This window comes from Salinigranum sp. (assembly GCF_041641895.1).
Classification (GTDB): domain Archaea; phylum Halobacteriota; class Halobacteria; order Halobacteriales; family Haloferacaceae; genus Salinigranum.
Map to the genome: position 1 here is coordinate 41,797 of NZ_JBEPXO010000003.1, position 26,115 is coordinate 67,911.

The 26,115-nt window shown below is 68.3% G+C and carries 28 protein-coding genes; 15 read left to right on the forward strand and 13 right to left on the reverse strand.

All coding sequences use genetic code 11. The features are described 5' to 3' along the window. Positions 1-5 precede the first annotated feature (5 nt). Positions 6-806: a cytochrome bc complex cytochrome b subunit gene (locus ACESK5_RS01075; protein ID WP_372909683.1), complete on the reverse strand. Its 801-nt coding sequence runs from the start codon at positions 804-806 to the stop codon at positions 6-8. 138 nt (positions 807-944) lie between these two features. Between ACESK5_RS01075 and pyk the strand changes: the two genes are divergently transcribed. The 3 genes from pyk (at position 945) to ACESK5_RS01090 (ending at position 3,862) form a co-directional block, all read left to right on the forward strand. After that, positions 945-2,726: a pyruvate kinase gene (pyk, locus tag ACESK5_RS01080; RefSeq protein WP_372909684.1), complete on the forward strand. Its 1,782-nt coding sequence runs from the start codon at positions 945-947 to the stop codon at positions 2,724-2,726. Between the two features lie 155 nt (positions 2,727-2,881). Further along, positions 2,882-3,151, forward strand: coding sequence for a hypothetical protein (locus tag ACESK5_RS01085; RefSeq protein WP_372909685.1), 270 nt, complete (start codon positions 2,882-2,884; stop codon positions 3,149-3,151). A 66-nt stretch (positions 3,152-3,217) separates the two neighbouring features. After that, positions 3,218-3,862 (forward strand): NfeD family protein, encoded by a 645-nt coding sequence (locus tag ACESK5_RS01090; protein WP_372909686.1) that lies wholly within the window; start codon positions 3,218-3,220, stop codon positions 3,860-3,862. Positions 3,863-3,866: 4 nt separating this feature from the next. Here ACESK5_RS01090 and ACESK5_RS01095 read toward each other — a convergent pair whose 3' ends face one another. Together ACESK5_RS01095 and ACESK5_RS01100 are read right to left on the reverse strand one after the other, a co-directional pair. Next, positions 3,867-4,229 (reverse strand): 4a-hydroxytetrahydrobiopterin dehydratase, encoded by a 363-nt coding sequence (locus ACESK5_RS01095; RefSeq protein WP_372909687.1) that lies wholly within the window; start codon positions 4,227-4,229, stop codon positions 3,867-3,869. Between the two features lie 47 nt (positions 4,230-4,276). Further along, entirely contained in the window at positions 4,277-4,756 is a 480-nt protein-coding gene (locus tag ACESK5_RS01100; protein WP_372909688.1) for a peptidylprolyl isomerase, read from the reverse strand. 93 nt (positions 4,757-4,849) lie between these two features. Between ACESK5_RS01100 and ACESK5_RS01105 the strand changes: the two genes are divergently transcribed. Then, positions 4,850-6,163 carry a cytochrome P450 gene (locus ACESK5_RS01105; protein WP_372909689.1) on the forward strand — a complete coding sequence of 438 codons (1,314 nt, stop codon included), beginning with the start codon at positions 4,850-4,852 and terminating at the stop codon, positions 6,161-6,163. A gap of 3 nt (positions 6,164-6,166) precedes the next feature. Here ACESK5_RS01105 and ACESK5_RS01110 read toward each other — a convergent pair whose 3' ends face one another. Then, on the reverse strand, positions 6,167-6,592 hold the full coding sequence (locus tag ACESK5_RS01110; RefSeq protein WP_372909690.1) for a DUF371 domain-containing protein: 426 nt from the start codon (positions 6,590-6,592) through the stop codon (positions 6,167-6,169). Positions 6,593-6,948: 356 nt separating this feature from the next. On the opposite strand from ACESK5_RS01110, the gene ACESK5_RS01115 reads away from it, so the two are divergent. From ACESK5_RS01115 to ACESK5_RS01135, 5 genes are all read left to right on the forward strand, one after another. Continuing rightward, a complete protein-coding gene (locus ACESK5_RS01115; RefSeq protein WP_372909691.1) occupies positions 6,949-7,872 on the forward strand; it encodes a coiled-coil protein in 924 nt (307 codons plus the stop codon). A gap of 63 nt (positions 7,873-7,935) precedes the next feature. Continuing rightward, on the forward strand, positions 7,936-8,943 hold the full coding sequence (gene sppA, locus ACESK5_RS01120; protein WP_372909692.1) for a signal peptide peptidase SppA: 1,008 nt from the start codon (positions 7,936-7,938) through the stop codon (positions 8,941-8,943). A gap of 111 nt (positions 8,944-9,054) precedes the next feature. Beyond that, positions 9,055-9,279, forward strand: coding sequence for a hypothetical protein (locus ACESK5_RS01125; protein ID WP_372909693.1), 225 nt, complete (start codon positions 9,055-9,057; stop codon positions 9,277-9,279). A gap of 56 nt (positions 9,280-9,335) precedes the next feature. After that, positions 9,336-10,175 carry an SAM-dependent methyltransferase gene (locus tag ACESK5_RS01130; protein WP_372909694.1) on the forward strand — a complete coding sequence of 280 codons (840 nt, stop codon included), beginning with the start codon at positions 9,336-9,338 and terminating at the stop codon, positions 10,173-10,175. Between the two features lie 31 nt (positions 10,176-10,206). Then, positions 10,207-10,791 carry an isoprenylcysteine carboxylmethyltransferase family protein gene (locus tag ACESK5_RS01135; protein WP_372909695.1) on the forward strand — a complete coding sequence of 195 codons (585 nt, stop codon included), beginning with the start codon at positions 10,207-10,209 and terminating at the stop codon, positions 10,789-10,791. On the opposite strand, the gene ACESK5_RS01140 is transcribed toward ACESK5_RS01135, so the two are convergent. Then, positions 10,792-11,187, reverse strand: coding sequence for a RidA family protein (locus tag ACESK5_RS01140; RefSeq protein ID WP_372909696.1), 396 nt, complete (start codon positions 11,185-11,187; stop codon positions 10,792-10,794). Between the two features lie 247 nt (positions 11,188-11,434). On the opposite strand from ACESK5_RS01140, the gene ACESK5_RS01145 reads away from it, so the two are divergent. Beyond that, the gene (locus tag ACESK5_RS01145) at positions 11,435-12,568 is read left to right on the forward strand and encodes a DUF373 family protein (protein ID WP_372909697.1); all 1,134 of its coding nucleotides are present in this window, start codon (positions 11,435-11,437) and stop codon (positions 12,566-12,568) included. Positions 12,569-12,597: 29 nt separating this feature from the next. Here ACESK5_RS01145 and ACESK5_RS01150 read toward each other — a convergent pair whose 3' ends face one another. Continuing rightward, entirely contained in the window at positions 12,598-12,795 is a 198-nt protein-coding gene (locus tag ACESK5_RS01150) for a hypothetical protein (protein WP_372909698.1), read from the reverse strand. 57 nt (positions 12,796-12,852) lie between these two features. Then, positions 12,853-13,683, reverse strand: a complete 831-nt coding sequence (locus tag ACESK5_RS01155) for an aldo/keto reductase (protein WP_372909699.1) — start codon at positions 13,681-13,683, stop codon at positions 12,853-12,855. A 171-nt stretch (positions 13,684-13,854) separates the two neighbouring features. Here ACESK5_RS01155 and ACESK5_RS01160 point away from each other — a divergent pair, with 171 nt between their 5' ends. The 3 genes from ACESK5_RS01160 to ACESK5_RS01170 all read left to right on the forward strand — a co-directional run bounded on the left by ACESK5_RS01160 (position 13,855) and on the right by ACESK5_RS01170 (position 16,306). Then, on the forward strand, positions 13,855-15,087 hold the full coding sequence (locus tag ACESK5_RS01160) for a digeranylgeranylglycerophospholipid reductase (RefSeq protein ID WP_372909700.1): 1,233 nt from the start codon (positions 13,855-13,857) through the stop codon (positions 15,085-15,087). Between the two features lie 99 nt (positions 15,088-15,186). Next, a complete protein-coding gene (locus tag ACESK5_RS01165; protein WP_372909701.1) occupies positions 15,187-15,372 on the forward strand; it encodes a hypothetical protein in 186 nt (61 codons plus the stop codon). 178 nt (positions 15,373-15,550) lie between these two features. After that, positions 15,551-16,306 (forward strand): DUF6517 family protein, encoded by a 756-nt coding sequence (locus tag ACESK5_RS01170; protein WP_372909702.1) that lies wholly within the window; start codon positions 15,551-15,553, stop codon positions 16,304-16,306. A gap of 99 nt (positions 16,307-16,405) precedes the next feature. Here ACESK5_RS01170 and ACESK5_RS01175 read toward each other — a convergent pair whose 3' ends face one another. Continuing rightward, a complete protein-coding gene (locus ACESK5_RS01175; protein WP_372909703.1) occupies positions 16,406-17,269 on the reverse strand; it encodes a 2-oxoacid:ferredoxin oxidoreductase subunit beta in 864 nt (287 codons plus the stop codon). 2 nt (positions 17,270-17,271) lie between these two features. Then, complete coding sequence (locus tag ACESK5_RS01180; RefSeq protein ID WP_372909704.1) at positions 17,272-19,035, reverse strand: 2-oxoacid:acceptor oxidoreductase subunit alpha; 1,764 nt, start codon at positions 19,033-19,035, stop codon at positions 17,272-17,274. Between the two features lie 177 nt (positions 19,036-19,212). On the opposite strand from ACESK5_RS01180, the gene ACESK5_RS01185 reads away from it, so the two are divergent. Beyond that, positions 19,213-19,851, forward strand: coding sequence for an FAD-dependent oxidoreductase (locus ACESK5_RS01185; protein ID WP_372909705.1), 639 nt, complete (start codon positions 19,213-19,215; stop codon positions 19,849-19,851). Positions 19,852-19,919: 68 nt separating this feature from the next. Here the strand turns inward: ACESK5_RS01185 and ACESK5_RS01190 are convergent, their stop codons facing one another. Genes ACESK5_RS01190 through ACESK5_RS01205 form a run of 4 tightly spaced genes read right to left on the reverse strand, consistent with a single transcriptional unit; the run spans position 19,920 to position 24,169 of the window. Continuing rightward, positions 19,920-20,735: an ABC transporter permease subunit gene (locus ACESK5_RS01190; protein ID WP_372909706.1), complete on the reverse strand. Its 816-nt coding sequence runs from the start codon at positions 20,733-20,735 to the stop codon at positions 19,920-19,922. Next, positions 20,732-21,610, reverse strand: coding sequence for an ABC transporter ATP-binding protein (locus ACESK5_RS01195; protein WP_372909707.1), 879 nt, complete (start codon positions 21,608-21,610; stop codon positions 20,732-20,734). The genes ACESK5_RS01190 and ACESK5_RS01195 overlap by 4 nt, the downstream gene beginning before the upstream one ends. After that, entirely contained in the window at positions 21,607-23,538 is a 1,932-nt protein-coding gene (locus tag ACESK5_RS01200) for a NosD domain-containing protein (RefSeq protein ID WP_372909708.1), read from the reverse strand. The genes ACESK5_RS01195 and ACESK5_RS01200 overlap by 4 nt, the downstream gene beginning before the upstream one ends. 25 nt (positions 23,539-23,563) lie before the next feature. Beyond that, entirely contained in the window at positions 23,564-24,169 is a 606-nt protein-coding gene (locus ACESK5_RS01205; RefSeq protein WP_372909709.1) for a nitrous oxide reductase accessory protein NosL, read from the reverse strand. A 168-nt stretch (positions 24,170-24,337) separates the two neighbouring features. Between ACESK5_RS01205 and ACESK5_RS01210 the strand changes: the two genes are divergently transcribed. After that, positions 24,338-26,038 carry a methylmalonyl-CoA mutase family protein gene (locus ACESK5_RS01210; RefSeq protein WP_372909710.1) on the forward strand — a complete coding sequence of 567 codons (1,701 nt, stop codon included), beginning with the start codon at positions 24,338-24,340 and terminating at the stop codon, positions 26,036-26,038. Positions 26,039-26,115: the final 77 nt, after the last annotated feature.

Here is a 26,115-nt window from a genome sequence, read left to right on the forward strand (position 1 = left end):
CCTCGCTACCGCGGCGGTCGGAGCCGGTAGTAACGGCGGTTGAGGTCGTACATGTACCCCTCGCGCATCGTCTTCAGCACCGCGTAGGTGACGATGCCGGCGACGACGGGCAGGAGGAACGTCAGGTCGAACAGCAGGTCGACGTTCATCGGCACGAGGTTCTTCACCGACAGCAGGGAGATGGTGAAAGCGAAGACGATGCCGAAGATGCCGACGGCGGCCCAGAACGGCTGCTCGACGGGTCGCCGCGCCGTCCCCTTGTTGAGGAAGGGGACGATGGCGACGAAGCCGACGACGACGAGGTTCGCCAGCACGCCGTAGGTGCGGTCGGCCATGATCTTCTGCCCGCCGAGGATGGCGAGCTCGGGGTTCAGCGGGTCGAGCTTGAGCAGGCCGAACGACCAGTACAGATACCAGTCGGGCAGGATGACTGCGGGGGTCGACGACGGATTGGCCGGCGGCCCGATGTGCGGCGGCATCGTCGCCGACAGGAACAGAATCATCCCGACGAAGAACGACGCGATGGAGGCGTTCCGGACAGTCTCGTGGGGCCAGGTCGGGAAGCCGAGCACGTCCCGTTCGACGTACGTCGACTCCTGGCGGAGGACCTGGTCCTCGTACCGGGCCCGCTCGAAGTACTCGTACGTGAGCCGTGCGAGCCCGGTCGTCCGCGCCTTGCGCTCGCTCCACGAGGGCGTCTCGTCGTCCGGTGGGGCCGGGCCCCCAGGCACCGCCGGTGGGAGCGTCCCGCCGTCGGTCTGGATGCCCGGAGCGGCCGTCTCCGGGGGCGAACCCTCCGAGTCCATACCGGTCTGGAGGCACCGAGCGAGCATAAGCCGAGCGCGAACCGCGCTATATCGATTCGAGACCGCTCACGTGGGTGGTTTACTCGGTCGGGAGTCCCATCGCCGGTCTTTTTATCACGCTCGGGCGTAGCGCATCGCATGAGAAACGCGAAGATCGTCTGTACGCTGGGTCCGGCGTCGGACGACGAGGAAACCATCGGCGCGCTCGCCGACGCCGGGATGTCCGTCGCCCGACTCAACGCGAGTCACGGGTCGGTCGAACACCGCTCGGAGATGATCGACCGGATTCGGTCGGTCGACGAACGGACGGACTCACCGCTCGCGGCGATGCTCGACCTGAAGGGACCGGAGGTCCGGACCGCACCGCTGGACGAACCGATCCACCTCGAAACGGGGAGCGAGGTCCGCTTCGTCCGCGGGGAGGAGGCGACGCCCGAGGAGGTGGGGCTGTCGTACTCCATCGCCGAGGTCGAGGAGGGCGACACCGTCCTCCTCGACGACGGCCGCATCGAGGCGACCGTCCTCCGGGTCGACGGGGAAGCCGTCGTCGCCCGCATCGACTCCGGCGGCAAGCTGAGCGGGCGCAAGGGCGTCAACGTCCCCGGCGTCAACCTCGACATCGACCTCATCACCGCGGGCGACGACCGCAACCTCGAACTCGCCGCCGAGAAGGAGGTCGACTTCGTCGCCGCCTCGTTCATCCGGACCGCGAACGACATCTACGCCATCTCCGACCGACTCGAAGAGTACGGCGGGGACATCCCCGTCATCGCGAAGATCGAGCGAGCGGGCGCCGTCGAGAACCTCGACGAGATCATCGACGCCGCCTACGGCGTGATGGTCGCCCGCGGCGACCTCGGCGTCGAGTGCCCGTTGGAGGACGTCCCGATGGTCCAGAAACGGGTCATCCGGAAGTGCCAGACCGCGGGCGTCCCCGTCATCACCGCGACCGAGATGCTCGACTCGATGGTCCACGCCCGTCGGCCGACGCGCGCGGAGGCCTCAGACGTCGCGAACGCGGTGCTTGACGGCACCGACGCGGTCATGCTCTCGGGCGAGACGGCCGTCGGCGACCACCCCGTCCGCGTGGTCGAGACGATGGCCCGCATCGTCCGCGAGGTGGAGTCGACCGAGGAGTACGCCGAGAGCCAGGAACAGCGCGTCCCCACCGCCAGCAGGGACTCCCGAACCGAGGCGCTGGCCCGGTCGGCACGGTATCTCGCCCGCGACGTCGGGGCGTCGGCCATCGTCGCCGCCTCGGAGTCGGGGTACACCGCACGGAAGACGGCCAAGTTCCGCCCCGGCGTCCCCGTCGTCGCGACGACGCCGAACGACCGCGTCCGCCGGCAACTCGTCCTCTCGTGGGGTATCGACGCCCGCCACTCCGAGTACCACGAGAGCGCCGCCGCGGTCATGGACGACGCCGTCTCCGCGGCGCTGGAAGCCGGCGTCGCCGAGAGCGGCGACACCATCGTCATCCTCTCGGGCATGATGTCCGAACTCGAAGAGACCAACACGACGAACATGCTGAAGGTGCACGTCGTCGCCGAGTCCATCGCCAACGGGCGGAAGATCGTCGGCGGGCGCGTGGCCGGCCCGCTCTACCGGACCACCGACGGTGACCTCACCGGGGTTCCGGAGGGTGCCGTGCTGTATCTGGGTGCGGACTTCGACGGAGAGTTCGACGGCGACGCGGCGAAACTCGCGGCCATCATCGACGCTCGCCCGGGCCTCACGGGCTACCCTGCGATGGTCGCGCGCGAACTCGACATCCCGATGGTCTCGGGCGCGCCCGTCCTCGACACGGTCGAAGACGGCACGACCGTCACCCTCCACGCCGAACGCGGTATCGTCTACGAGGGGGACATCCTCGCCGCCGACGAACGCGACCGCCACGCCGTCGGGGACGGGGAGCCGTAAGCCGCCCTCGCTCTCGCCGTCGCTGTCGCCGTCGTCGTCGTCGTCACCGTCTCCCTGCCGGCCACGGGTCGAAGGGCGGGTCGGCGCACGACGCGGTGGCTCGCGTCGCTCCGCAGTGCGGTAGGCCTTTGCCGCTTCGTACCGAAGCACGCGCAATGGCACAGTCCGGTCCCGACAGCGACACGGTCGAGACGACCGACGAGGAGCCGACCGGCGATCCCGCCGCCCCAGCCGACCGACCCCGCGCGAGCGAGTACGAGAACGACGACGAGGAGTGGACGTTCGGCCTCGACGAGGTGGGTCCCGACGGTGCCGTCGAGTCCGACCCCGAACCGCTCGAACCCGGCCGGCCGTCCCTCGAGAACACCGTCTTCGTCCTCCTCGGCGTCGTCGGGACGCTCCTGTTGCTGGCGACGGTGCTCTGAGTCGGCTGGCCACGGGGCCCGAGGACGTGAACAACCCTTAATCGGCGTCCGCCCCTAGCCTCTCGTATGCCGGTACCGCCGCTCCCCCTGCAACTCGAGTTTCTCGGTCCCGAGACGCTCCCGCTCCTCCTCGTCCTCGCGGGCCTCGGTCTCTCGGTCGCCGAGGCGCTCGCGCCCGGCGCGAACTTCGTCGTCCTCGGGGTCGCGCTCCTCGCGGCCGGCCTGGTGGGTCTCGTCCTCGGTCCGCTCGCGTCGCCGCTGGTCCTCGGAGTCCTCGTGTTACTGTTCGGCGCGCTCTCGCTTTACGGCTACCGCGAGTTCGACCTCTACGGCGGGAAAGGAACGGCCAAGACGAGCGACTCGAACGCGCTGACGGGCAAGTTCGGGCACGTCACCGAGCGCGTCACCCCCACCTCCGGCGAGATAAAGCTCGACGGCGGCGGGTTCAACCCCTACTACTCCGCGCGCTCGATGGACGGCGAGATCGCCGAGGGCACGGAGGTGATGGTCATCGACCCCGGCGGCGGGAACGTCGTCACCGTCGCGGCCGTCTCCGAGTACGACGACGAAATCGACCGCGAACTCGCCCGCGGGCGCGCACAGGGGTCGTCCGTCGCCGACGACGTCGACGCCGTCGCCGACCCTGACTACGACGTCGAGACCGAGACCGAGACCGACCCGGACTACGACGTCGAGACCGAGACCAACTAGGCGGCTACGACTCCGACTCCGGCGCGTACTGCTCGTGGATGCGGTCCATGCGGGCGGCCATCACGAAGTCGGTCTTGTGGAGGCCGTCGATTTTGTGGGTCCACATCTCGACGCGCACCTCGCCCCACGAGAGGTGGAGGTCGGGGTGGTGCCACTCTTCCTCGGCGAGTTCGCCGATTTCGTAGGTGAACTCGAGGGCGTCGCGGAAGTCGTCGAACGGGTAGCTCCCCTCGAGGTGGTGGTCGTCGACGACCTCCCAGACCTCGTCGTCGATTTCGGCGAGGTACTCGGCGTACTCCGCCTCGGTCAGCGGTTCGTCTTCGGAGGTACACGCCTCACACGGTTCGTCCGCGAGTCGACCTTCCATACGGGTCTAGATGGCCTCCCGATACCTATGTCCGCCGGTCGCCTCGCTCACTGAACGGAGAGGACCTCGACCTCGAACACCAGCGTCTTCCCGGCGAGTTCGTGGTTGAAGTCGACGACGACCGCCTCGTCGGTGATGGCCGTCACGTCGCCGTGGAGGCCGTTCTCGGCGTGGACGTGCAGGCCGATTTCGGGCTCCTGACCCACCATGCCCTCGAACGTCTCGGGGTCGTACTCGCGGACGCGTTCGTCGCGGAACTCGCCGTAGGCCTTCTCGGGGGGGACCTCGATGGTCGCGGACTCGCCGGCGGCGAGTCCCCGGACTCCCTCGTCGAGACCCTCGATGACGGAGTCGGTCCCGACGGTGAACGAGAGCGGGGTGTACTCGTCGGGGTCGCGCCCCTGCGCGTCGGCGAGACCGGCCGCCTCGGCGACGTCGTAGCGCGAGGTGTCGAACAGCTCACCTCCCGCGAACCGCCCGACGTACTCGACGGTGACGATGTCTCCCGGTTCGACGGTCGCTGTCATCGGGCGGTGGTGGGCGGAGCAGGGGGATAAATCGTTCCGTCGCCCTCTGGCCGTCAACGATTAACGCACGCGCGCCAAGCCACTACACTGCTCATGCGCGCGCCCCACTCACCACCGGGTGACCCCGTCGTCGGCAACGCGATGCGCTTCGCCCGGTCACCGTTCGACTTCCTCGACACGCTCTCGGCGGCGTACTCCGACGGTGTCGTCCACCTCTCGGGGATGGCCGGCCCCGGCATCTACGTGGTCCTCGACCCCGCGCTCGTCCAGCGGGTGCTGGTCGACGACCACGCCCGCTACCGGAAGCCACAACTCCGGCCCGAACTCGTCGACCCGCTCATCGGCGAGGGGCTGTTGACGAGCGAGGGCGACCTGTGGAGACGGCAGCGGACGACGCTCCAGCCGGCCTTCTTCACGTCCCGCCTCCGGCAGTTCGGCGACACCGTCGTCGACTTCACCCGCGCGTCGACCGACGGCTGGACGGACGGAGCCGAGGTGGATATCCACCGCGAACTCGGCGTCCTCACCGTCCGCATAATCTCCCGCTTGCTCCTCGGCGTCGACCTCTCGCGGGCCGACGCCGTCGACGTCGCGGAGGCGATGGAACGGGTCGGCGAGACGCTCGCGCTCTCGCCCGGCAACGTCGTCCGGCCGCCGTGGTTGCAGACCCCGCCGCCGCGAGCGTACCGCCAGGCCATCCGCGAACTCGAGGACGTGGCCGGGCGAATCATCGCGATGCACGAACCGGGGGGAGCGGACGTCCTCTCGCTCCTCCAGCGCGCGCTCGAGGCCGACCCCGACGGCGTCCCCGACGGCGAACGCCGCGACCAGGTGATGACGATGCTCCTAGCGGGCCACGAGACGACAGCGCTCACGCTCACCTACGCGCTGTTCTGTCTCTCGCAGACGCCGGACGCGCGGGCGGAACTGCATCGGGAGGTCGACGACGTCGTCGACGGCGCACCCGCGTGGGACGACCTCGCCGTCCTCGACTACACCGAGCGAGTCGTCCACGAGACGCTCCGTCTCCTGCCGCCGGTGTGGGCGCTCTTCCGCCAGCCACTCGCCGACGCGCAACTGGGTGAGTACCGCATCCCCGACGGAGCGCCGATGATGCTCCCGCAGTGGGCGCTCCACCGCGCCGAACGACACTGGGACGCCCCCCTGGCGTTCGACCCCGACCGCTGGCGGGGGACGAAGCCGGCCGAGTGCCCCGCGTACTTCCCGTTCGGTGCGGGCCCGCGTGCGTGCATCGGGCGCCAGCTAGCCATCGTCGAAGCGAAACTCATCCTCGCTACGCTGTTCGCCGAGTGGGACATCGCGGTGACGACCGACGACCTGCCGAGACGGGCGGCCATCACGATGCAGCCGACGGAGCCGGTCCCGGCCGTCGTCCGGCGGCGGTAGCCGTCACTCCCGCTCGACGCGGAGCGTGACGACGAGGTCGGCGCCGTCTCGCAGTGCGTCGACCAGTTCGCGGTCGAATCCGGCGGCGGCGTGGTCGGCGTCGACCATCACCGTGCGGTCGTCGACGTAGTCGCTCGTGCGTGCGACGGCGGACCGGTCGCTCTCGAACGTCAGGTCGGGGTGACCGCGACCCGTGACCGTTCCGACGTGGGTGCCGCCGTCGACACCGACTTCACAGGTGACGCGTGCGTCGTGACTGCGACACGCCTCGACGAACGCGGGGTCGAAGTCCGCCGGGGCCCGGTCGGCTTCGACTGCGAGGATGCAGTCACCCGCGGGGGTGAGCCAGTCGTCGGTCGTAACCTCGAACGTGCTCGCGTGCTCGGCGCGGACGTTCTCGTGACCCCTCGCGCGGATGACCTCTCTCATACCCGTGCCTGACGGACCAACGGACAAGTCGGCGTCGGTTCGCCCCGGCGAGACCGCCGTTCCTGTCGCTGTCTCGTCCATTCTTTCCGGGACGTCCTCAGCTCATTTTATATACCCGACGAAGATATGTGCGAACGACCCACACAGGCGTTTCGAGCGGTATGCCAGCGGTTTTCACACGTTCATCCACCGAAGTTTTTATATACGCATGGACTGTATTCGTAGGTACCTGAACGCCACCGGCGTTCCGGCGGCATCGCACGCAGAATGATCGGGAGTTCTCTTACACGGCCGGTCGAACTGAACCGCGTAGCCGCCACGCTCGGCAGGGTGATGGTACAGAGGTTCGATTACGCATGGTAACAAAACAAGAAGTCCTCGAAGAATTCGACGTCAGTGAGCTCGACACAGCCAACAACGTCGAGCTGTCCGACGAAAAGCTCGAAAACGGTTCCAAAGGTCAGCTGATCAAGCTCGCAGGCCAGCTGCGAGACCGACGAAACGAGCTGAACCAGATGGCCTCCGAACGCGCCTCGAAGCGCGACGACCTGAACGCGAAGACGCGTGAGAAGGTCGACGAGGCCCAGAAACACCGCGAGAAGCGCGACGAGCTCAACGAGCAGGTCCAGGAGCACAAGCAGCAGCGCAACGAGCTCAACGCGCAGGCCAACGAGCTGTTCGACCAGGTCGAGCAGATGAAGCAGGACCTCGAGCTCGACGACGGCACGGACATCGAGGAGCTCGAAGAGGAGATCGAGCAGCTCGAGTTCCGCCAGCAGACCGAGGTCCTCTCGACCGAGGACGAGCGCGAACTCATCGAGAAGATCGAGAACAAGCGCAAGGAGCTCAAGCAGCGCAAGGAGAAGGTCGAAGACTCCGGTGAACTCGAGGAACTCATCGAGGAGGCCGAAGAAGTCCGCTCGGAAGCGTCCCAGCACCACCAGAAGGTCACGGAACTCGCGGACGAGGCCCAGGAGCACCACAACCAGATGATCGAGGCTTACCGCGCGGCCGACGAGATCCGCGACAAGGCCGACGAGATGCACGAGCTCTTCGTCGAGGCACAGGAAGCCGCCGACCGTCACCACGAGGACTTCGTCCGCGTCCAGAAGCGCCTGCGCGAACTGGACAAGGAAGAGGAAGAAGAGCGCAAGGACGAGCGCGCCGAGCAGCGCGAGAAGGCGAAGGAAGAGGCCGAGGAGATCTACCAGCAGTTCAAGGAGGGCGAGACGCTGGACACCGAGGACCTCATGAAGCTGCAGAAGGCCGGCCTGCTCTAACCCCGGTTCGACTCTCACTCTCTCTCACGGTCTTTTTATTCGGCGCGTCCCCACGGAGTCGGTATGAGCGAACGCACACGGACAGCCGTCACGCTCGTGGCGGCTCTCGTCGTCGCGGCCGTCACCGCCGTGGTGGGCTGGGCGCTCCTGGTCCGGTTCCCGGCCAATCTCGCCGACCTCCTGGGGGTCCTGCTGGTCGTCGGCCTCGTGGTCCTCGCGCTCCGGTTCGTCGCGCGCGCCGTGAGTTCCCGATACCCCGGCTACGACGTCGCCGAGGTGGCCGTCACCGGTCCCATCTCCCGCGACGGCGGTCCCGGGCCGCTCCCGACGAGTCCGCGGGGCACCCCCGCCGACGACATCGTCGAGCAGATAGAGCGTGCGGACGAGGACGACGCGGCCGACGCGCTCCTCGTCAGGCTGAACACGCCCGGCGGCGAGGTGGTCCCGAGCGACGACGTCCGCCGCGCCGCGGCCGAGTTCGACGGCCCGACGCTCGCGTACGCCACCGACACCTGCGCCAGCGGCGGTTACTGGATCGCCAGCGGCTGTGACGAACTGTGGGCGCGCGACGCCTCCATCGTCGGCAGCATCGGTGTCATCGGCTCGCGGGTGAACGTCTCGGACCTCGCGGACCGACTGGGCGTCTCGTACGAACGGTTCGCGGCCGGCCAGTACAAGGACGCCGGCGTCGCGCTGAAGGAGATGGACGACGACGAGCGCGCCTACTTACAGGGCATCATCGACGACTTCTACGACCACTTCGTCGAGCGCGTCGCCGAGGGACGGGAGATGGACGAGGACGCCATCCGCGACACCGAGGCCCGCGTGTTCGTCGGGACGGACGCCCACGAACGCGGCCTCGTCGACGGCCTCGGGGCCCGAGACGACGTCGAAGCGCGCCTCGCCGACCTCCTGGACAGAGACGAGGTGACCGTCGAGGAGTTCACGCCCCAGCGGTCGCTCGCGACCCGCCTGCGCGGCGGTGCCGAGTCGGTCGCCTACGCGCTCGGTGCCGGTATCGCCGGTCGGGTCGTAGGGGAGAGAGACGAGCCGCTGAAGCTCCGGTTCTGACGGTAGTCTCGGGGCGACGCGTCCGGTCCGGGTCTCGAGAGCCCGTGACTGGAGCCGAATCGGCCATCTGCCACAACAATTATTACAGACTAGTCCTACCCAATCTCTGTCATGACGGTGAACGATGTCGCGGACTTGGTGGACCTGTCGATGCGGGACCCCGCGTTCGCACAGAAGTTCAACGCGAACCCGGACGCAGTCCTCGACGAAATCGAACACGATCTGGACGAATCGGAACAGCAGATACTCACCGACGGCGATCAGGAGGCGATCAAAGAAGAGATTCTGGAGAAGAAGTCGTTCTGGGCCATCTCGATCGCCGGCATCGTCATCTGACTAACCTCTCGCGGCCCGTCGTATCCGTCTGGCACGCAGGCCGATCGGTGTCACCAATGTCAACTGTCGATAATCCAGTCGACGTCTACGTCGTCGGGACGGGGATGGTCGGTTACGCACAGCTGACCCGTGAGGTCGAGAGCGCCTTCGCGGAGTCCGAAGCGGTCTATCTGCTCGACACGACCGGTCCGACGAACAAATACATCGAAGAGGAGTTCGGAGCAGATGTCTACAACCTCGGCGAACTCTACGAGGAGGGAACGGACCGTCGGGAGACGTACGACCGGATGGCGGACGTCGTCCTCTCTGCCGCCGAAGAGGCACAGGGCCCAGTCACGTTTGCCCTGTACGGCCATCCGATGATCTTCGTCAATCCCAGCCGTCAGGTCGTCGACCGTGGCACCGATCGCGGGCTGAAGGTCGACGTCCTGCCTGGAATCTCTTCGCTCGATGCGGTGTTCTGTGATGCCGGCTTCGACCCGGCGGAGAACGGTCTCCAGACGTTCGAGGCGACGGACCTCCTCGTGCGGGAGTGGGAACTGAACCCCGAGGTGCCGGCGATGATCTGGCAGGTGTCCGTGGTCGAGACGACCCGACACACCGAGCGGGAGAGTCGTCCCGGCCGGTTCACTCGCTTCCGGGAGTACCTCGAACGGTTCTACCCGGCGGACCACACGGCCCACCTGTTACAGACCGCGATATTCCCTGTCGCCGACTCGAAAGACATCCCGGTCGAAATCGGCCGGCTGGAAGAGCGGACGGAGGCACTCAACAACGGGTACTACATCCTCTACATCCCACCGGTCAGAGAGCGGTCGGTACAGAACGAGGAGCTGGCAGAGAAGGTGAAGTCTCGAGAACATCTGGAGGAGATTACCGCCGACGACGTAGAGTAGTGAGACGCTCAACGCGAACGGCGAGTACCGTATGTTCCGCTACGTGACGTTCGCGGCTGGTCTCCTGAGTGCCAGTGTCGTACTGACAGGACTGGTGTCGCACAAGTTGTTCGAGACGTTCCACTTCTGGCCACCCGAAGAAGGGAGCGCTTGGACTCGTCTCTACACGCTCTGTTCGCAGACGCTGTTCGTGGCAATACTGGTGACCGGCGTGTTGGACTGGAGCAACGGCCCTCTCCTGTGGAACCCTGTCGCACTCGGCGGCCTCTTCGCCTTCGTGGTCGGAATGCTGGTGACGGTCAGGTCGGCGTCCGCACTCGGTGCCGACCTGACCCGGGGAGAGGTCGGGGAACTCTACACCGACGGCCCGTATCGGTACAGTCGGAACCCACAGTACGTCGGCTACATGGTTGCGTTCGCTGGCTACTCGGTGTTCACGTTATCACCACTGGTCGCGGTCCTCGCCGCGGGCGGCGTCGGGTGGATGGTCCTCATGACACTGATCGAGGAATCGTGGCTACGCCGGCAGTACGGTGACGCGTACGTGGCGTACCGCGAGCGAACGCCCCGGCTGGTCGGCATCCGGTCACTGACACGGTTGCTCCGGGGCAAGTAGTCATCGGTCGCTGCCGACGACGGCCTCGGCCTCCACCTCCACGAGGAGGTCGGGGTCGACGAGTCGCGACACCTCCACCATCGACGTGGCCGGGCGGACGTCGCCGAACACCGCGGCGTGTGCGCGCCCCACGTCCTCCCACTCGTCGATGTCGACGACGTACATCCGGGTACGGACGACGTCTCCCACCGTCCCGCCCGCTTCCTCGACGGCCGAGACGACGTTCTCCATCGCGCGCCGCGCCTGGCCGTAGGGGTCGCCGACGGCGACGACCGCTCCCTCCTCGTCCGTCGCCGTCGTGCCCGAGACACAGATTCGGTCGCCGACGCGGACGGCCCGCGAGTAGCCGACGCGCGGTTCCCACTCGGTGCCGCTCGTGACGGTTCGGCGGTTCATGGGTGTCGACGAGGGGAGCGAACGACGTGACTGTTGTCCCGGTGGCGTCGCTCGCGACGAGCGCCGTGGACGTGTGTCGCGGTGGTCGAGTGTGGACGACGACGAGACGAGGCGTCCGGTTCGGTTGTCGCCCGCTCGTCGGTAGCGGGCGTTCTCCCGACCCACCCTCGTCGCCGTCTCGGCCCCCACTCGACGAATCCAGTGAGTGACCGGGACTGTTTTACCCGCCCCACACGTCCCCTCGCGTGTGACGACGCTCGTCCTGTGTGTCGACCGGACCGACGACGTCGGCCGGAAGACGGGGCTCACGACGCCGGTTGTCGGCTGGGAGGCCGTCCAGTCGCTCGTGACGGAGGTGGGCCTCGCCGACCCCGAGGATTCGAGCGTCAACTGCCTGCTCGAGACGCTGCGCGTCGCCCGCGAACTCCGCGACGACGACGACGAGGCGGTCGTGGCCGTCGTCGCCGGCGGCGGCGACTCCATCGTCGGCGCGGACCGTTCGGTCGCCGCACAACTCGACCGCCTCGTCGAGGAGTACAGCCCCGACTCCGCCGTGGTGGTCATCGACAGCGTCCAGGACGAACGGCTGGTCCCCGTCGTCGAGTCCCGTCTGCCCGTCGACGCCGTCGACCGGGTGGTCGTCCGGCAGGCGCACGACCTCGAATCGACGTACTACCTCCTGAAGCAGTTCCTCGCGGACGAGGAACTCCGGACGACGCTGCTGGTACCGACGGGCATCGGCCTGCTCTTGCTCCCCGTTCTCCTGACCCAGTTCTCCCCGACCATCGCGCTGGCGGGACTCGCCTCGCTCCTGGGGGCGGTGCTCCTGTACAAGGGACTCGCCGTCGACGAACTGCTCGCTGACCTCCCCGACCGGGCCCGGGCGGCGATGTACTCCGGACAGGTGTCGGTCGTGACGTACGTCGTGAGCGCGGGGCTCTCGCTCGTCGGCGTCTTCCTCGGCGCGCTGTCCGTCTCGAACGCCCCCGTCGGGGAGACGGTGCTCCTCCCGGCGATGCAGTTCACCTACGCCGCGGTGCCGTGGCTCGCGCTCGCGGCACTCACTGCCAGCGCCGGCCGTCTCCTCGACGAACTCATCAGCGCCGAGGGCGTCCGGACTCCGTACCTGAACCTCCCGTTCGGGGTAGTCGCGCTCGGCCTCGTCGTCCGGGGCTTCTCCGGCTACTTCCTCGAGCGCGAGGGCGTCCTCCCCAACCTGGTCCTGTTCGACCGACTGTTGCTCACCGCGACGCAACGGCTCGCGCTGTTCATCGTCGTCGGAATCGTCGTCTCGCTCGTCGGCGTCCGCGTCGCCGTCCGGGTGACCGACGACGGACTCGACGCCGTCGACGCGGGCGGGGGAGAAGACGCGGACGCCTGATACCGACTGCTACCCGTCGAGGAGAGGCCTCACCGCGCGCCCCGACTGCGGTACTCGCCGTGCTTCACGCCGAGCGCGAGACAGATTGCGCCGAAGACGATCATCGAGGGCGTCACCATCATCACCACGGTGGTCGGGGTCATCATGGGTGCGGCGACGAGCGCAGCGGTCCCGACGGCGACAATCGCGGCGAACACCAGCACGGTCTTTCCGAGGTCGAACTCCATACCGGAGTTCGGGACGTACGAGACTAAGCCGTTACGCCTCGCCGTCCCCACCGCGACTCAGTTCCAGGGGGCCCAGTCGGGGTCGACGCGGCGGTCCCGGGTCTCGAGTGCGTCGATGCGCGCGACGTCCGCGTCGTCGAGCGTCACTCCGAGCGACTCCCAGTTGTCGCGGATGTGTGCCGTGGCGGTTGCCTTCGGGATGGCCGTGACGCCCTTCGCGCGGAGCCACGCGAGGGAGACGCCCGCCGGACTGGTGTCGTAGTCGTTGGCCAGTTCCTGCAGGAGGGGGACGTCGAACACCGCGCCTCTCGCCAGGGGGGAGTAGGCGACGACTTCGACGTCGTGGGCCGCACACGCCGTTCTGAGTTCCTCCTGCGGCAGGAGCGGGTGGAGTTCGACCTGGTTGGCGAAGACGGGGGCGTCGAGGACGTCGACTGCCTCTTCGAGGTGCTGCGGACCGAAGTTCGAGACGCCGACGCGCTCGACGATCCCCTCGTCGGACAGTTCGTCGAACGCCGCGAGCGTCTCCTCGGGGTCGTACTGGCCCGTGGGCCAGTGGACGTACAGCAGGTCGAGCGAGTCGACGCCGAGACGGTCCAGCGACGCCCGGGTCGTCGAGAGCACGTCGTCGAACGCGAGGTTCGCGGTCCACACCTTCGTCGCGAGGAAGACGTCCTCGCGGGGAACGTCGGCGGCGGCGATACCCTCGCCGACTGCCGTCTCGTTGTCGTACGCCTGGGCGGTGTCGACGTGGCGGTAGCCCGTCTCCAGCGCCTCCCTGACGGCGGTTCGGCACTCCTCGGGGTCGGTGTTCTGCCAGGTGCCGAGGCCGAGCACGGGCATGCCGTTCGTGAGCGGGGCGGCGGCGCTCCCGGTCGTTCGTGTCATCGTCGAGAGGAGGGAGCGGGGACCGAAGCGGGTTGCGAAACCCCCCAGTCGTGCCGGCTCTCCACCTCGACCAGTCCCCCGCTGGCGTGGCACTCACCCGCCGGTGGGGCCCGCTCGTCACTCCACGGAAGATAAAGGAACACTGATTAATCGGAGGCAACTGCGTGGAGTATGAACGAGCGTTTCGACGTGGTAATCGCCGGTGCCGGACCGGCGGGCGCACAGTGTGCACGAGACCTTGCCACGAGAGACTACGACGTGCTCGTTCTGGAGACTGAGGCCGAAGCGGCGTTCCCGAAGCAGAGCAACAAGTCCACCGGGGGGACTTTCCCCTCGATGCTGACGTCGTTCAACGTGCCAGACGACGTCGTGATGCAGTTCACCGACAGCATCGTCCTAGAGTCGCCCAACCACTCGTACGCCCGAGAGCAGACGGGTGCCGTCCTGGAGTTCGCCGACTTCAAGCGGTTCCTGGTCCGGGACGGGAAGGACAACGGTGCGACGTACCGGTTCGACGCGCGCGTCTCCGGCCCGGTCGTCGAGAACGGCGAAATCGTCGGCGTCCGCTACAACGGCGACGAGGAGGTGTACGCCGACGTCGTCGTCGACGCCACCGGGCCGGCCGCCCCGCTCGCCCGCGCGCTGGACGTCGTCGACCTCCAGCGCGAGAAGCAGGCCATCGGGGTCGAGTACGAGTTCGAGGGGATCGACCTCGACCACCCCGGCTACGCCGACCTGCACGACGCGATGATGCTCCGCCTCGACCACGACCTCGCCCCCGGCGGCTACTCGTGGATCTTCCACACCGGTGGCGACACGGCGAAGGTCGGCCTCTGTTACATCCAGAACGACGCCCACCACGAGTACGGCAAGGACGGCATGACCATCGACGGCTATCTCGACTACTGGCTCGAGAGGGACCCGCGCTTCGCCGATGCGACGAAGCTCGAAGGTAAACAGCACCGCGGTTCGGCGCACATCCAGATGCCGACCGGACTCAGCACGGACAACTTCATGGCCATCGGCGACACGGTGCCGACCATCGACCCGCTCTGGGGAGAGGGCATCCACAAAGGGATGAAGTCCGCGCGCGCGGCGGCCATCACCGTCGATTACTGTCTCACCCCGGACGAGAAAGACACCTCCGCGGCGGAGATGGCGCTGTACGACCACCTCTGGCACACGGAGGTCGCCCCGAAGATGCGGACGCGTCTGTTGATGACCGAACTGCTGTATCTCGCGCCGAACGAGCGCTACGATACGCTGATACGCGACCTGAACCAGGCTCCTCCGGAGACGTTGAACGAGGTGAACCGAGGCAACGTCTGGGCGCTGTTGAAACTCCTCAAACTCGAGGACGCCTCGACGGTCAAGCAGTTGATTGCAGAGCGCTTCCGGAACTGACCGACGCGACTCCGTGTCTCGGCCTCGAGACGACGCGTCCAGGCCGCGCGGCGATAGAGCTATTGTGGTATGTGGTGTCATTCCTCGTGGGTGGCACACATGGTCGAACTCTCCGCGGACAACACCAACGCCGTCGCACACCGCATCGCGGGCGACTCGCTCGTCTACGACTGCCCGAACTGTGAGTTCGGGGAGGTTCTCGTCACGGCGCTCCTCGAATTCGACGACGCCCGATGTCTCGACTGTGGCGCCCGGTACCGTCTCCGGGTCGAACCGGTCGAGTAGTCGGGAAGCGGACGCTCGGCGCGTCGCCGACACGTCGCCGAGGCACCACGCACCGTCGCTGCGCCGCCGATACGCCGTCGGTCCGTCAGCCAGCGTGTCGCTTCCGCGTCGACCCGACTGACGACTCCGTTACTGGACGGAAACGATGATGCTCTCGGGAGACGTACGTACCTGAACCATGCGTGGCCTCCACCTCCCGTTCGCCGCTCTCCTCGTGGTCGTGGCTGGCTGTACGGGGACGCTCGTGGAGATGCGCTCGGGCCCGGCGACGGTCCCGGATGCGGCGCTCGTGCCCGCTGGGTACGTCCACGGCAACACCACCGAAGTCCCGCTCACCTACCCGGTCGGGGTGGGGCCGGTCTCCCGCGACGTCACCGTCTACGTCTGGGTCTCGGGGTACTCGCGGACCGTCACCGACGCGTCCGGAGCGAACGCCACGGCCGCACTGCTCGTCGTGAGTTCGCCGAACCGGAAGATAGAGAACCAGTCTGTCAACCCCTTCGCACAACTGTCGAACCGCGGGGTCGTCGCGGAACTGTTCGAGGTGGTCGCCACGGCCGACAACGCCACCGGCAGCCTCGTCGACGGCGTGAGCGCCGACGTCACCGAGGTGGGCCGACTCGAGGAACGGGGCGTCCAGAACCGGACCGTCCTCGGTCGGACCGTCGAGGTGGTCACCTACGCCGCGACGGTCCGAGTCGACACCGCGGCGGTGATGGACGTGGGGACCGCGACTCCCACGACGGGAACCGAGAGCGCGAGTGCGGCCGGAGCGACCCGGACGCTCCTCGTCCACCTGATGGCCGTCGAACACGGCGACGACGTCGTCTTCGCGATGGGCGTCCACGGCGACGACGTGGACGAGGCCGAGACCATCGCGGCGCTGATGGAGGCAATCGAACACGAAGCAGCCGCCGACGTCGACGCGGCCTGACCGACGGTCCGCTCCCGCCGTCGGTGAAGCGACGCGGCAGTCAGTGACCCGAACCGCCGTCCGAAACAGCCACGGAGTCGTCGGGGCCGCGACGCCCGCTCAGTAGAACTCGCGGACGAGGTCCATCGCGCCTTCGGGCGCGCCGTCCTCGATTTCGCTCATGTTGTCGCCGAGGCCGTGCTTCTCCTCGTACGGGACCGACTCCTCGTTCTGGTAGAGGATGCCCATGTACTCCTTCGAGGAGTCGAGAATCTTGTCCTTCGCCTGGTCCCGGTCGGTGGAGTCGTGGTCGGTGTCGGCGAGGTCAACCAGGTTGTCGCGGAAGTAGTCGTACGTGTCGACGTCGTTGAACGTCACACAGGGGGAGAAGACGTTGACGAAGCCGAAGCCGTCGTGTTCGATGGCCTGCTGGACGAGTTCGGCGTGGCGCTTCGCGTCCGTCGAGAACGACTGGGCGATGAACGTCCCACCGGCCGCCAGCGAGAGGGCGAGGGGGTTGACCGGTGGCTGCTGTGGCCCCTCCGGGGTGGTCGCCGTCTCGAAGTCCTCGCGGGAGGTGGGCGAGGCCTGCCCCTTCGTCAGCCCGTAGATGCGGTTGTCCATGACGATGTACGACATGTCGACGTTCCGGCGGACGGCGTGGACGAAGTGGCCCGCGCCGATGGAGTAGCCGTCGCCGTCGCCCCCGGCGACCATCACTTCGAGGTCGGGGTTGGCGAGTTTGACGCCCGTCCCGACCGGGAGCGCGCGCCCGTGGACGCCGTGGATGGCGTACGAGTGCATGTACGTCCCGATTTTGCCCGAGCAGCCGATACCCGCGACGATGAACGTCTCGTCGGGGTGGTTGCCGGTCTCGGCGAGTGCTTTCATCATCCCGTTCATCGTCCCGAAGTCACCGCACCCGGGACACCACGTCGGCTGTTTGTCCGACTTGAAGTCGGTGAATCTGACGTCTGAGCTCATGGTTACGCTTCGACCTCTTGGTCGGCCGCGAGGGCCGCTTTGATATCCTCGGCGAGTTCGTCCGCCTTGAATCGAACGCCGTTGTACTTGTTGACGCGGTCGACGCGCGTCAGCGTGTCGTGCTCGACGAGGTCGGCGAACTGGCCGTTGGCGTTACACTCGACCACGATGACGGTGTCCGCCGCCGCGACCTCTTCGGAGAGGTCGGGCCGCGGGAAGATGTACGGGACCGAGAGGAACCGGACGTCGATTCCCTCGTCCTCGAGGAAGGCGATGGCCTCCTCCATCGCCCCCTCGTTCGAGCCCCACGAGATGACGAGGTTCTTCGAGTCGGCGTCGCCGAACTCCCGGGGACTCCAGTCCTCGGTCTCGCGGGCGGTCTGTACCTTCCGGTTGCGCTTGTCGACCTGTTCGACGCGCATCCCGGTGTCCTCCGTCCGCCGGCCGAGTTCGTCGTGCTCCAGTCCTGTGGACATGTGTGCGCCGCCCGGGGTTCCGGGTGCCGCCCGCGGACTGACGCCGTCCTCGGTGAGCGCGTGCGCCCTGAACTGGCCCTTCTCGTTCTGCCACTCCTCGACGGTCTCCTCGTCGACGAGTTTCCCGCGGTCGATTTCGACGGCGTCCATGTCGAACGCCTCGGGCGGGAACGTCTGCTCCGTCACGGCGAGCGCCAGGTCCGACAGCAGATAGACGGGCGTGTTGTACTTCTCGGCGAGGTTGAACGCCTCGACCGTCTTCCAGAAGCACTCCGAGACCGAGGTGGGCGCGAGGACGAACCGGGGAATCTCGCCGTGGCCGCCGAACAGCGCCATGTTGAGGTCGCCCTGCTCCTGCTTCGTCGGCATCCCCGTCGAGGGACCCGACCGCATCACGTCACAGATGACGAGCGGCGTCTCGCTCGTCGCGATAAGTCCGAACGTCTCGGCCATGAGGTCGATTCCCGGCCCCGACGTCGCGGTCATCGAGCGGGCACCGGCCCGTGCCGCACCGAGCGCCATGTTGATGGCGGAGAGTTCGTCCTCCGCCTGGACGACGTGTCCCCCGAACTGCTCGATGCGCCCCGTGAGGTACTCCATGACGTCGGTCGCGGGCGTGATTGGGTAGCCCGCGTAGAACCGACAGCCGGCGGCGATGGCACCCATCCCGATGGCTTCGTCGCCGTTCAGGAGGACGTAGTCCTCGTCGGTGGTCTCGAGGTCGTAGTCGAAGTCGTGGCCGAACTCCTCTTCGACGTACGAGCGACCCTTGCGCGCGGCCTGTTTGTTGTTGTCGACGATGGCCTGCCCCTTGCCGCCGAAGCGTTTCTGGAGGGCGGAGTCGAGGTTCTCGATGGGGAAGTTCGCGACGGCACAGGCGGCGCCCAGCGCGACCACGTTGCGCATGATGGCTCCCCCGGCCTCCTCGGCGAGTCCCTTGAGGGGGACGTCCAGCCCGATCATCCCCTCCGGGATTTCGACGTCCTGCATCGTGGTACGCTCGCCGTCGTAGACGATGACGCTCCCGTCGTGCAGTTCGTCGAGGTTCTCGTCGATGGTGCGCGGTGTGAGCGCGATGAGAACGTCCAGTCGGTCAACGACACTCTGGACCGGTTCGACGCCTGTCCGCACCTTGTACGCCGTGTACCCGCCGCGGATACGTGACGCGAAATCCTTCGAGGTGAAGACGTGTCGTCCAGCCCGTGAGAGTGCCTGGGCGAAGATCTTCCCCGTGGAGTCGATGCCATCGCCAGCCTCGCCGCCGATGGCCCAGTTGAAGTCCGCAGGCATGCTACGAATTCGTACCCAGCGCCCCATGAAAAGGCTTCTGAAAGGGGTATGTAAGAACGTGAAAGACCGTGCGAACGGGCGCGACAGCCCTCATATGGCACGTCTAGACGTACCACGCACCGGGTGACTCCCCGGGGCGAACGAGGCGCTTTTCCCTCGCGCGGTGCCACGTGACGTATGGACGCCACTGTCACCGTCGTCTCGGTCCACGACGTCGGCTCGGACACCGTCGCCATCGAGTTCGAGACGCCCGCGGAGTTCAGGGCGATGCCCGGCCAGTTCGTGAAACTCGCCGGTGTCGTCGACGGCGAGGAGTACGCGCGCTTCTACACGCTCTCCTCCCCGGACGTCGAGGACACCTTCGAGGTCACCGTCGGGGTCAGCGAGGAGGGCGGCCCGTTCTCACACCGCCTCGCCGCGCTCGAACCGGGCGACACGCTGGAGATGCAGGGGCCGTTCGGCTCGGACCACTACGAGGGCGAGTCGCGGGTCGTCGTACTCGCTGGCGGCCCCGGCGTCGGTCCGGCCGTGGGCATCGGCGAGCGCGCACTCGCCGACGGCAACGACGTCGCCGTCGTCTACCTTGACGACGACCCTGCCCACGAGACGCGGCTGGAGGAACTCGCCGCGGTGGGGGCGACGGTCCTCATGGACGACGCCGACGCCGACCTGGTGGTCCACCTCCGCGACGCGCTCCGTGGCCACGACGACGAGCAGGTGTTCGTCTACGGGTTCGCCGACTTCGTCGACCGGGCGCGAGACGCGCTGGCGGAACTGGGACACGAGGGCGACCCGAAAGTCGAGAACTTCGGCTGACGCGGCCGACCCCCCTCCCCGGCGTTTTCTCTCTCCACCGCGCGTCCGGGGGACGACTGCGTCCCGCCTCACTCCCAGACGGTCACGACGGCGACGACGAGCGACCCACAGAACCAGCCGACGAACCCGACGAGTCCGGGGAGCGTGCTCCCTGCGTCGCGGCCGCTCACCGCGCCGACGACCAGGTCGAGGACGAGTCCGCGGAACGCGCTCGCCGGGGAGAGCGCGACGGTCACCGGGAGCACCTCCGGCGAGAGGCCGCCCGCCAGTCCCGCGACGACGCCCGCGTCGATGCCGACGAGGAACGCCACGGCGAGCGCGACGACGACGGCGAGCGCCTGCCTGACGCTCCGTGCGGCCGTGGAGACGGCCACCGCGACGGCGAGCGTGACGAGGCCGAAGACGACCGTGAGGACGGTGAAGCGGACGAACAGCCAGAGCGAGTCGGCCGCTTCGTTCGCCGCGATGATGTCCGTCCGACCGGGCGCGAGCGTCGCGCCGACGACGCCGGCGACGACGAGGGTGACGACGAGGACGCTCGCGACGAACACCGCCCGCCCGAGGTACGCGCCGAGGACGTACTCCGCGCGGGTGAGCGGGTAGGTCCGGATGGCCTCCAGTTCGCCGGAGGCGCGGTCGTCGAGTGCCGCCCGGTAGCCCGCCGCGAAGGCGAACAGCGGGACGAGCACCTCGACGGCGAACAGCAGGTCGAGCGCGAGGGGGACGAACCCACCCGCGCCGCTCCCGGCGACGACGACGCCGACCAGCGTGAGGAAGACGACGGCCCCGAGCGCGAGGACGGACCAGGTCCGGACGACGGTCCGGAGGTCCCGTGCGGCGACAGCCAGTGCGCGTGCGCGGCCGCTGCGCGCGAGGAAGCTCACTGCCTCTCACCCCCGTCGCGGCCCGTCTCGAGTCCGGTCCGGACCGTCGGTCCCTGTCCCTCGCTATCGCCCCCCTCGCCGGAGACGGCGTCGAGGAAGACGTCGACGAGGCCGTCCGCGTCGGCCGCCCGAACCAGTTCGTCCGGCGACCCGTCGGCGACGAACGTCCCGCGGTCGAGGACGAGCACCCGGTCCGCGGTCCGTTCGACGGAGACGAGGTCGTGCGAGGCCAGAAGCACCGCCCGTCCGCCGTCTGCGAGCGCACGGACCGTCTCGAAGATGTGCGCCGAGATGGCGGGGTCGAGACCGCTCGCGGGTTCGTCGAGGACGAGGACCGACGGGTCGCCGAGGAGGGCCTGCGCGAGGCCGAGCAGGCGCGTCATCCCGCCGGAGAGCGCCTCGACGTCGCGGCCGCGGACCCCGGCGAGACCGACCTGGTCGAGCACCGCGTCGACGTCGACCTCCGCGGCCGCCTCGGGACCGAGCAGGTCCGCGTAGAAGCGGAGCGTGTCCGCGACGGAGAAGCCCGGACGGAACGACGGCTGCTGGGGGAGGTAGCCGACCGGTCGGACGCCGCGGGCGGCGACGTCGACCCGGCCGCTCTCGGCGGCGAGGACGCCCGCGACGACCCGGAGGAGCGTCGACTTCCCCGAGCCGTTGGGACCGACGAGACTCACCAGCGTGCCGGGGTCGACCTCGAACGAGACGCCGTCGACGACGGTCACCTCTCCGAACCCGCGGTGGAGGTCGGCCACGCGCACCGCCGCGCCGGGGTCGGACGACCCGTCCGGCTCACGGCCGTCTGTCGGCGCCGCCTGCCCGTCCCGCGCGTCTTCCGGACGGACCCGCTCCGTCTCGGCGTCGGTGCCGGTCATCCGTCCACCTCCCCGGTCGCGTTCGCGACGGTGTCGGGGAAGACCGGTATCGCGCGCGGCGACTGGTCGACGACGCCCGCCGAGCGGAGGCCGGAGACGTCCGTCTCGACGGCGCGGAGCGCAACCGCCGAGGGGGCCTGCGAGACAGTCCACGCCGCCGGGTGGTCGCGGAGCGCTCCGTCGACCGGACCGGTCGGCCGGTAGGGGCGGTCGAGCGTCCCGTCGCCGTCGGCGTCGGGAATCGGGAGCGACCCCCAGTAGTTGCCCTCGCCGCCACGAGACCACGTCCGCAGGGGGCCGCGGCCCGTCTCGACCTGCCGGTCGTTGGCGACGAAGTCGTTCCGGACGACCCAGTTCGTCGGAAACAGGGACGTGGCGCGGACGCCGATGCCGTTGCCCGCGACCACGTTCTCCTCGTACACCGACCGGTGCCCCGACACCGAGAGGCCGTGGCCGTTGTCGACCAGCACGTTCCGCGCGTAGTAGCTGTCGCTACCGACGGGGATGAAGCCGTACTCGGAGTCGCGGACGTCGTTGCCCACGACGACGTTCTCGACCGGCCGGGTCATGATGATGACGCCCGCCCGCGTATCCCGGATGGTGTTGTTCGCGACCAGTCCACGGGAGGTGTACATGAAGTGGACGCCGTACCGCTCCCCGCGCATCTGGTTGTCGCGGACGACGAAGCCGTCGGCGCGGTGGGTGTAGACCCCGTCGCGGCCGCCGACGAACGTCGACCCCTCGACGAGCGCCCGCGACTGCATCAGGACGACGCCCATGAACCCCTCGCGTGGTTCGTCGGTCCCCTCCACCCGCGAGTTGAGCACCGCCGCCCGGTCGGAGAAGCGGACGATGACACCGCTGGCCGGCGTGTCGACCGTGACGTCGTGGACGACCGACCCGTTCGCGCGGTGCAGGACGACGCCGGCGTCGCCCTGGCCGTACGCGAACTCGACCACGCGCGACCAGTCCGCCTCGGTGAGGTTCTCACCGTGGGGCCGCCGCTGGGTCCCGTTCGGTCCGACGCCGTCGATGCGGAGCGACGACACCGCGACGCGGGGGTGCCGAAGCGCCAGCACGGAGTCGGTGCCGTCGCCCCGGAGCACCGTCGCGTTCCCCGCACCTGCGAGCGTCACCGGCTTCTCGACGGAGAGGTTCGTCACGGGGTAGGTGCCCGGCGGGAGCCGAACCGTCGTGTTCGGCGGTGCCGCCTCGATGGCGGCCGCAAGCGTCGGTGCGTCCCGGCCGACGACGACCGAGGTGGGGCGGTCCAGCAGGGCGCGGGCGTCGGCGGCGACGCCGTCGGCCCACGCGTGGTCGGCGGCGATGCGGGCCTCGAACCGCTCCCGACGGCGGTCGAGGGGGTTCTCCGCCGTCCGCCGCAGCGTCTCCCAGTCGACGACCCGGCCGCCGTACCGCTGGCTGAACGCGACGGCGTCTGCCCGGCCGGCGAAGGGAACCGCGAGTTCACGGCTCGGCGCGCGTGCCCCGCTGTCGACGACGAACGCGGCCTCTTCCGCGCGGGTCCACCCGACCGCCCGTCCACGCGCCGTCCGGAGGTACCCCTCCTCGGAGAGGACGGGCGTGACCGTCGAGAAGTCCGAGACGAACACGGCGAGGGGGTCGCCGAAGCCCGCTCTCGCCTCGGGTGACGCGACTTCGCCGGCGGCCGTCTCGACGCCGTAGTAGCCGACGACGAAGCGGTACTGCGAGAAGTACACCTCCGCGCGCGGGATGTGGAAGTCCTCCGTCTCGGCGCGGTTGACGTCGACGTAGGTCATCCCCGTCTTGAGCGTCCGGTCGAACGAGACCGGGCGGAGCTGGTCGCCGGGCGCCGGACCGAGCGCGAAGGCGCCGCTGGAGACGACGAGGACGGCGAGGAGCAGGGCCGCCGCGACTCGCACCGCTCGCGGAGTGACGAACGTCATGGTGTCGTGGGCTCTCGCCGGTCGGTCACTGTCCCAGGCTCGCGATGGTCGCGGGCGTCACGTCGCCGTGACGCATCAGCTGTCCGCCGTGCTCGTCGCGGAACGACTCGGCGTCACCGCGGTCGCTGAACCCGACGAGGTCTCGCCCCATCGCGCCCTTCACCGCGCTCCCGACGACGTACGTGACCGCCTCGGCCGAGACGAACGCCTCGGCCTCGGGGTGCGTCGAGATGAGGGTGTCGCCCGCCTCGGTGAACGTCCGGTAGTCGACCGACGAGTAGTCGGTGACGTAGAACGCGGCCGCCTCCCAGCCCTCGTCGCGACGCTCGAAGTCGAACTGGTACGCCTCCCAGGTGCTGTCGAACCGGGCGGGGTTTTCGTGCCCCGCGGGTTCGCGGCCCGGGTAGAATATCTCGGTGGACGGGCCGGGGTGGTTCGGGATGACCATGCCACAGACGTCGCAGCTGTGTTCCTGCGTGAGGGTGATGGGTGCGGGTGCGTCGCCACCGCCACCGCCACCGTCACGGTCACTGGAGAGGGCGCTGCACCCGGCGAGAGCGGTGATACCGAGCGTCGCCGCTCCACCGAGGACCGTCCGTCTGGGGACCGAAGACTCCGCGTGGTCACACATCTCGTGTACGATTGGTCTTGCGCCGGCTAATCAATTCTCCTCGTTCCCAACCTCCGGGAACGAGCCAGACACCCCGGGCGTCCCGTCGCGGCGACGGCGGGGCGTCGACGCCAGCGACCGGCCGGCCGGACCCGAATCCTTAATCATCGTCCCTCGGTAAATCCGTGCATGTACGACGAGGAGGACCTCGACGAGATTCGTGAGGCGCGCGAGACGTGGGAAGCAGAGACGCGCGACCCCGTCCTCGACCGCTTCGGCGAACGGAAAGAGCGCTTCGCGACGGTCTCGAACCACCCTGTCGACGACCTGTACACCCCCGCCGACGTGGCCGACATCGACTACCAGGAGGACCTCGGGTTCCCCGGTGAGTTCCCCTACACGCGCGGGCCGTACGCGACGATGTACCGCGGCCGGACGTGGACGATGCGACAGTTCGCCGGGTTCGGCACCGCACAGGAGACGAACGAGCGCTTCCACTACCTCATCGAACACGGTCAGACCGGCCTGTCGACGGCGTTCGACATGCCCTCGCTGATGGGGAAAGACTCCGACGACCCCCTCTCGGACGGAGAGGTGGGCAAGGAGGGCGTCGCCGTCGACACGCTCCGCGACATGGAAGTCCTCTTCGACGGCATCGACATCGCCGACGTGACCACGTCGTTCACCATCAACCCCTCCGCCCCGGTAATCTACGCGATGTACGTGGCACTCGCGGACCAGCGCGGCGTCCCCCGCGAGGAGGTCGACGGCACCCTCCAGAACGACATGCTGAAGGAGTTCATCGCACAGAAGGAGTGGGTCATCCCGCCCGGCCCCTCGCTGAAACTCGTGACGGACACGGTGGAGTTCGCCGCGCAGGAGACGCCGAAGTTCAGCCCCATCTCCATCTCGGGCTACCACATCCGCGAGGCCGGGTCCACCGCGGTGCAGGAACTCGCGTTCACGCTCGCCGACGGCTTCGCCTACGTCGAAGACGCCATCGACCGGGGTCTGGACGTCGACGAGTTCGCACCGCAGCTGTCGTTCTTCTTCAACTCGCACAACTCCATCTTCGAGGAGGTGGCGAAGTTCCGCGCGGGGCGGCGCATCTACGCCCGGGTGATGGACGAGTGGTACGACGCGGAGCGACCGGAGTCGAAGCGGATGAAGTTCCACACCCAGACGGCCGGGCAGTCGCTCACGGCACAGCAACCGCTCAACAACATCGTCCGCGTGACCATCCAGGCGCTCGCTGGCGTCCTCGGCGGGACCCAGAGCCTCCACACGAACTCCTACGACGAGGCGCTCGCACTGCCGGGCGAGGAGGCCGTTCGCGTCGCGCTGCGTACTCAGCAGATTATCGCCGAGGAGAGCGGCGCGGCGGACGTCATCGACCCCCTCGGCGGGTCGTTCTTCGTCGAGTCGCTCACCGAGGAGGTGGAGGCCGAGGCGATGGCCTACATCGAGGAGATTCGCGAGATGGGAGACGGGTCGGTGCGCGACGGCGTGCTCGAAGGCATCTCGGAGGGCTACTTCCACCGCGAGATTCAGGACGCGTCGTACGAGTACCAGGAACGGGTCGAAGAGGGCGAGGAAGTCGTCGTCGGCGTCAACAAGTACACCATGGACGAGGACACCCGACCCGACCTGCTCCACGTCTCCGAGGAGGTCCAAGAGCGCCAGCTCGGCCGGCTCGAATCGGTGAAAGCCGAGCGCAACGAGGCGGCGGTCGAGGAGGCACTCGACGCCGTCCGCGAGGCCGTCGAGGCCGAGGAGAACGTGATGCCCGCGCTCGTCGACGCGGTGAAGGCGTACGCGACGATGGGTGAGATCATGGAAGTGTTCGAGGCGCAGTACGGCCAGTACCGCGAGACGGTCGGTCTGGTCTAACCGGGCGACCCCGTCGGCGTCGGCGCCTCCGACGTGCTTGCGACTATCTCGCATATCTCAGTGGACTGGAAACCAAT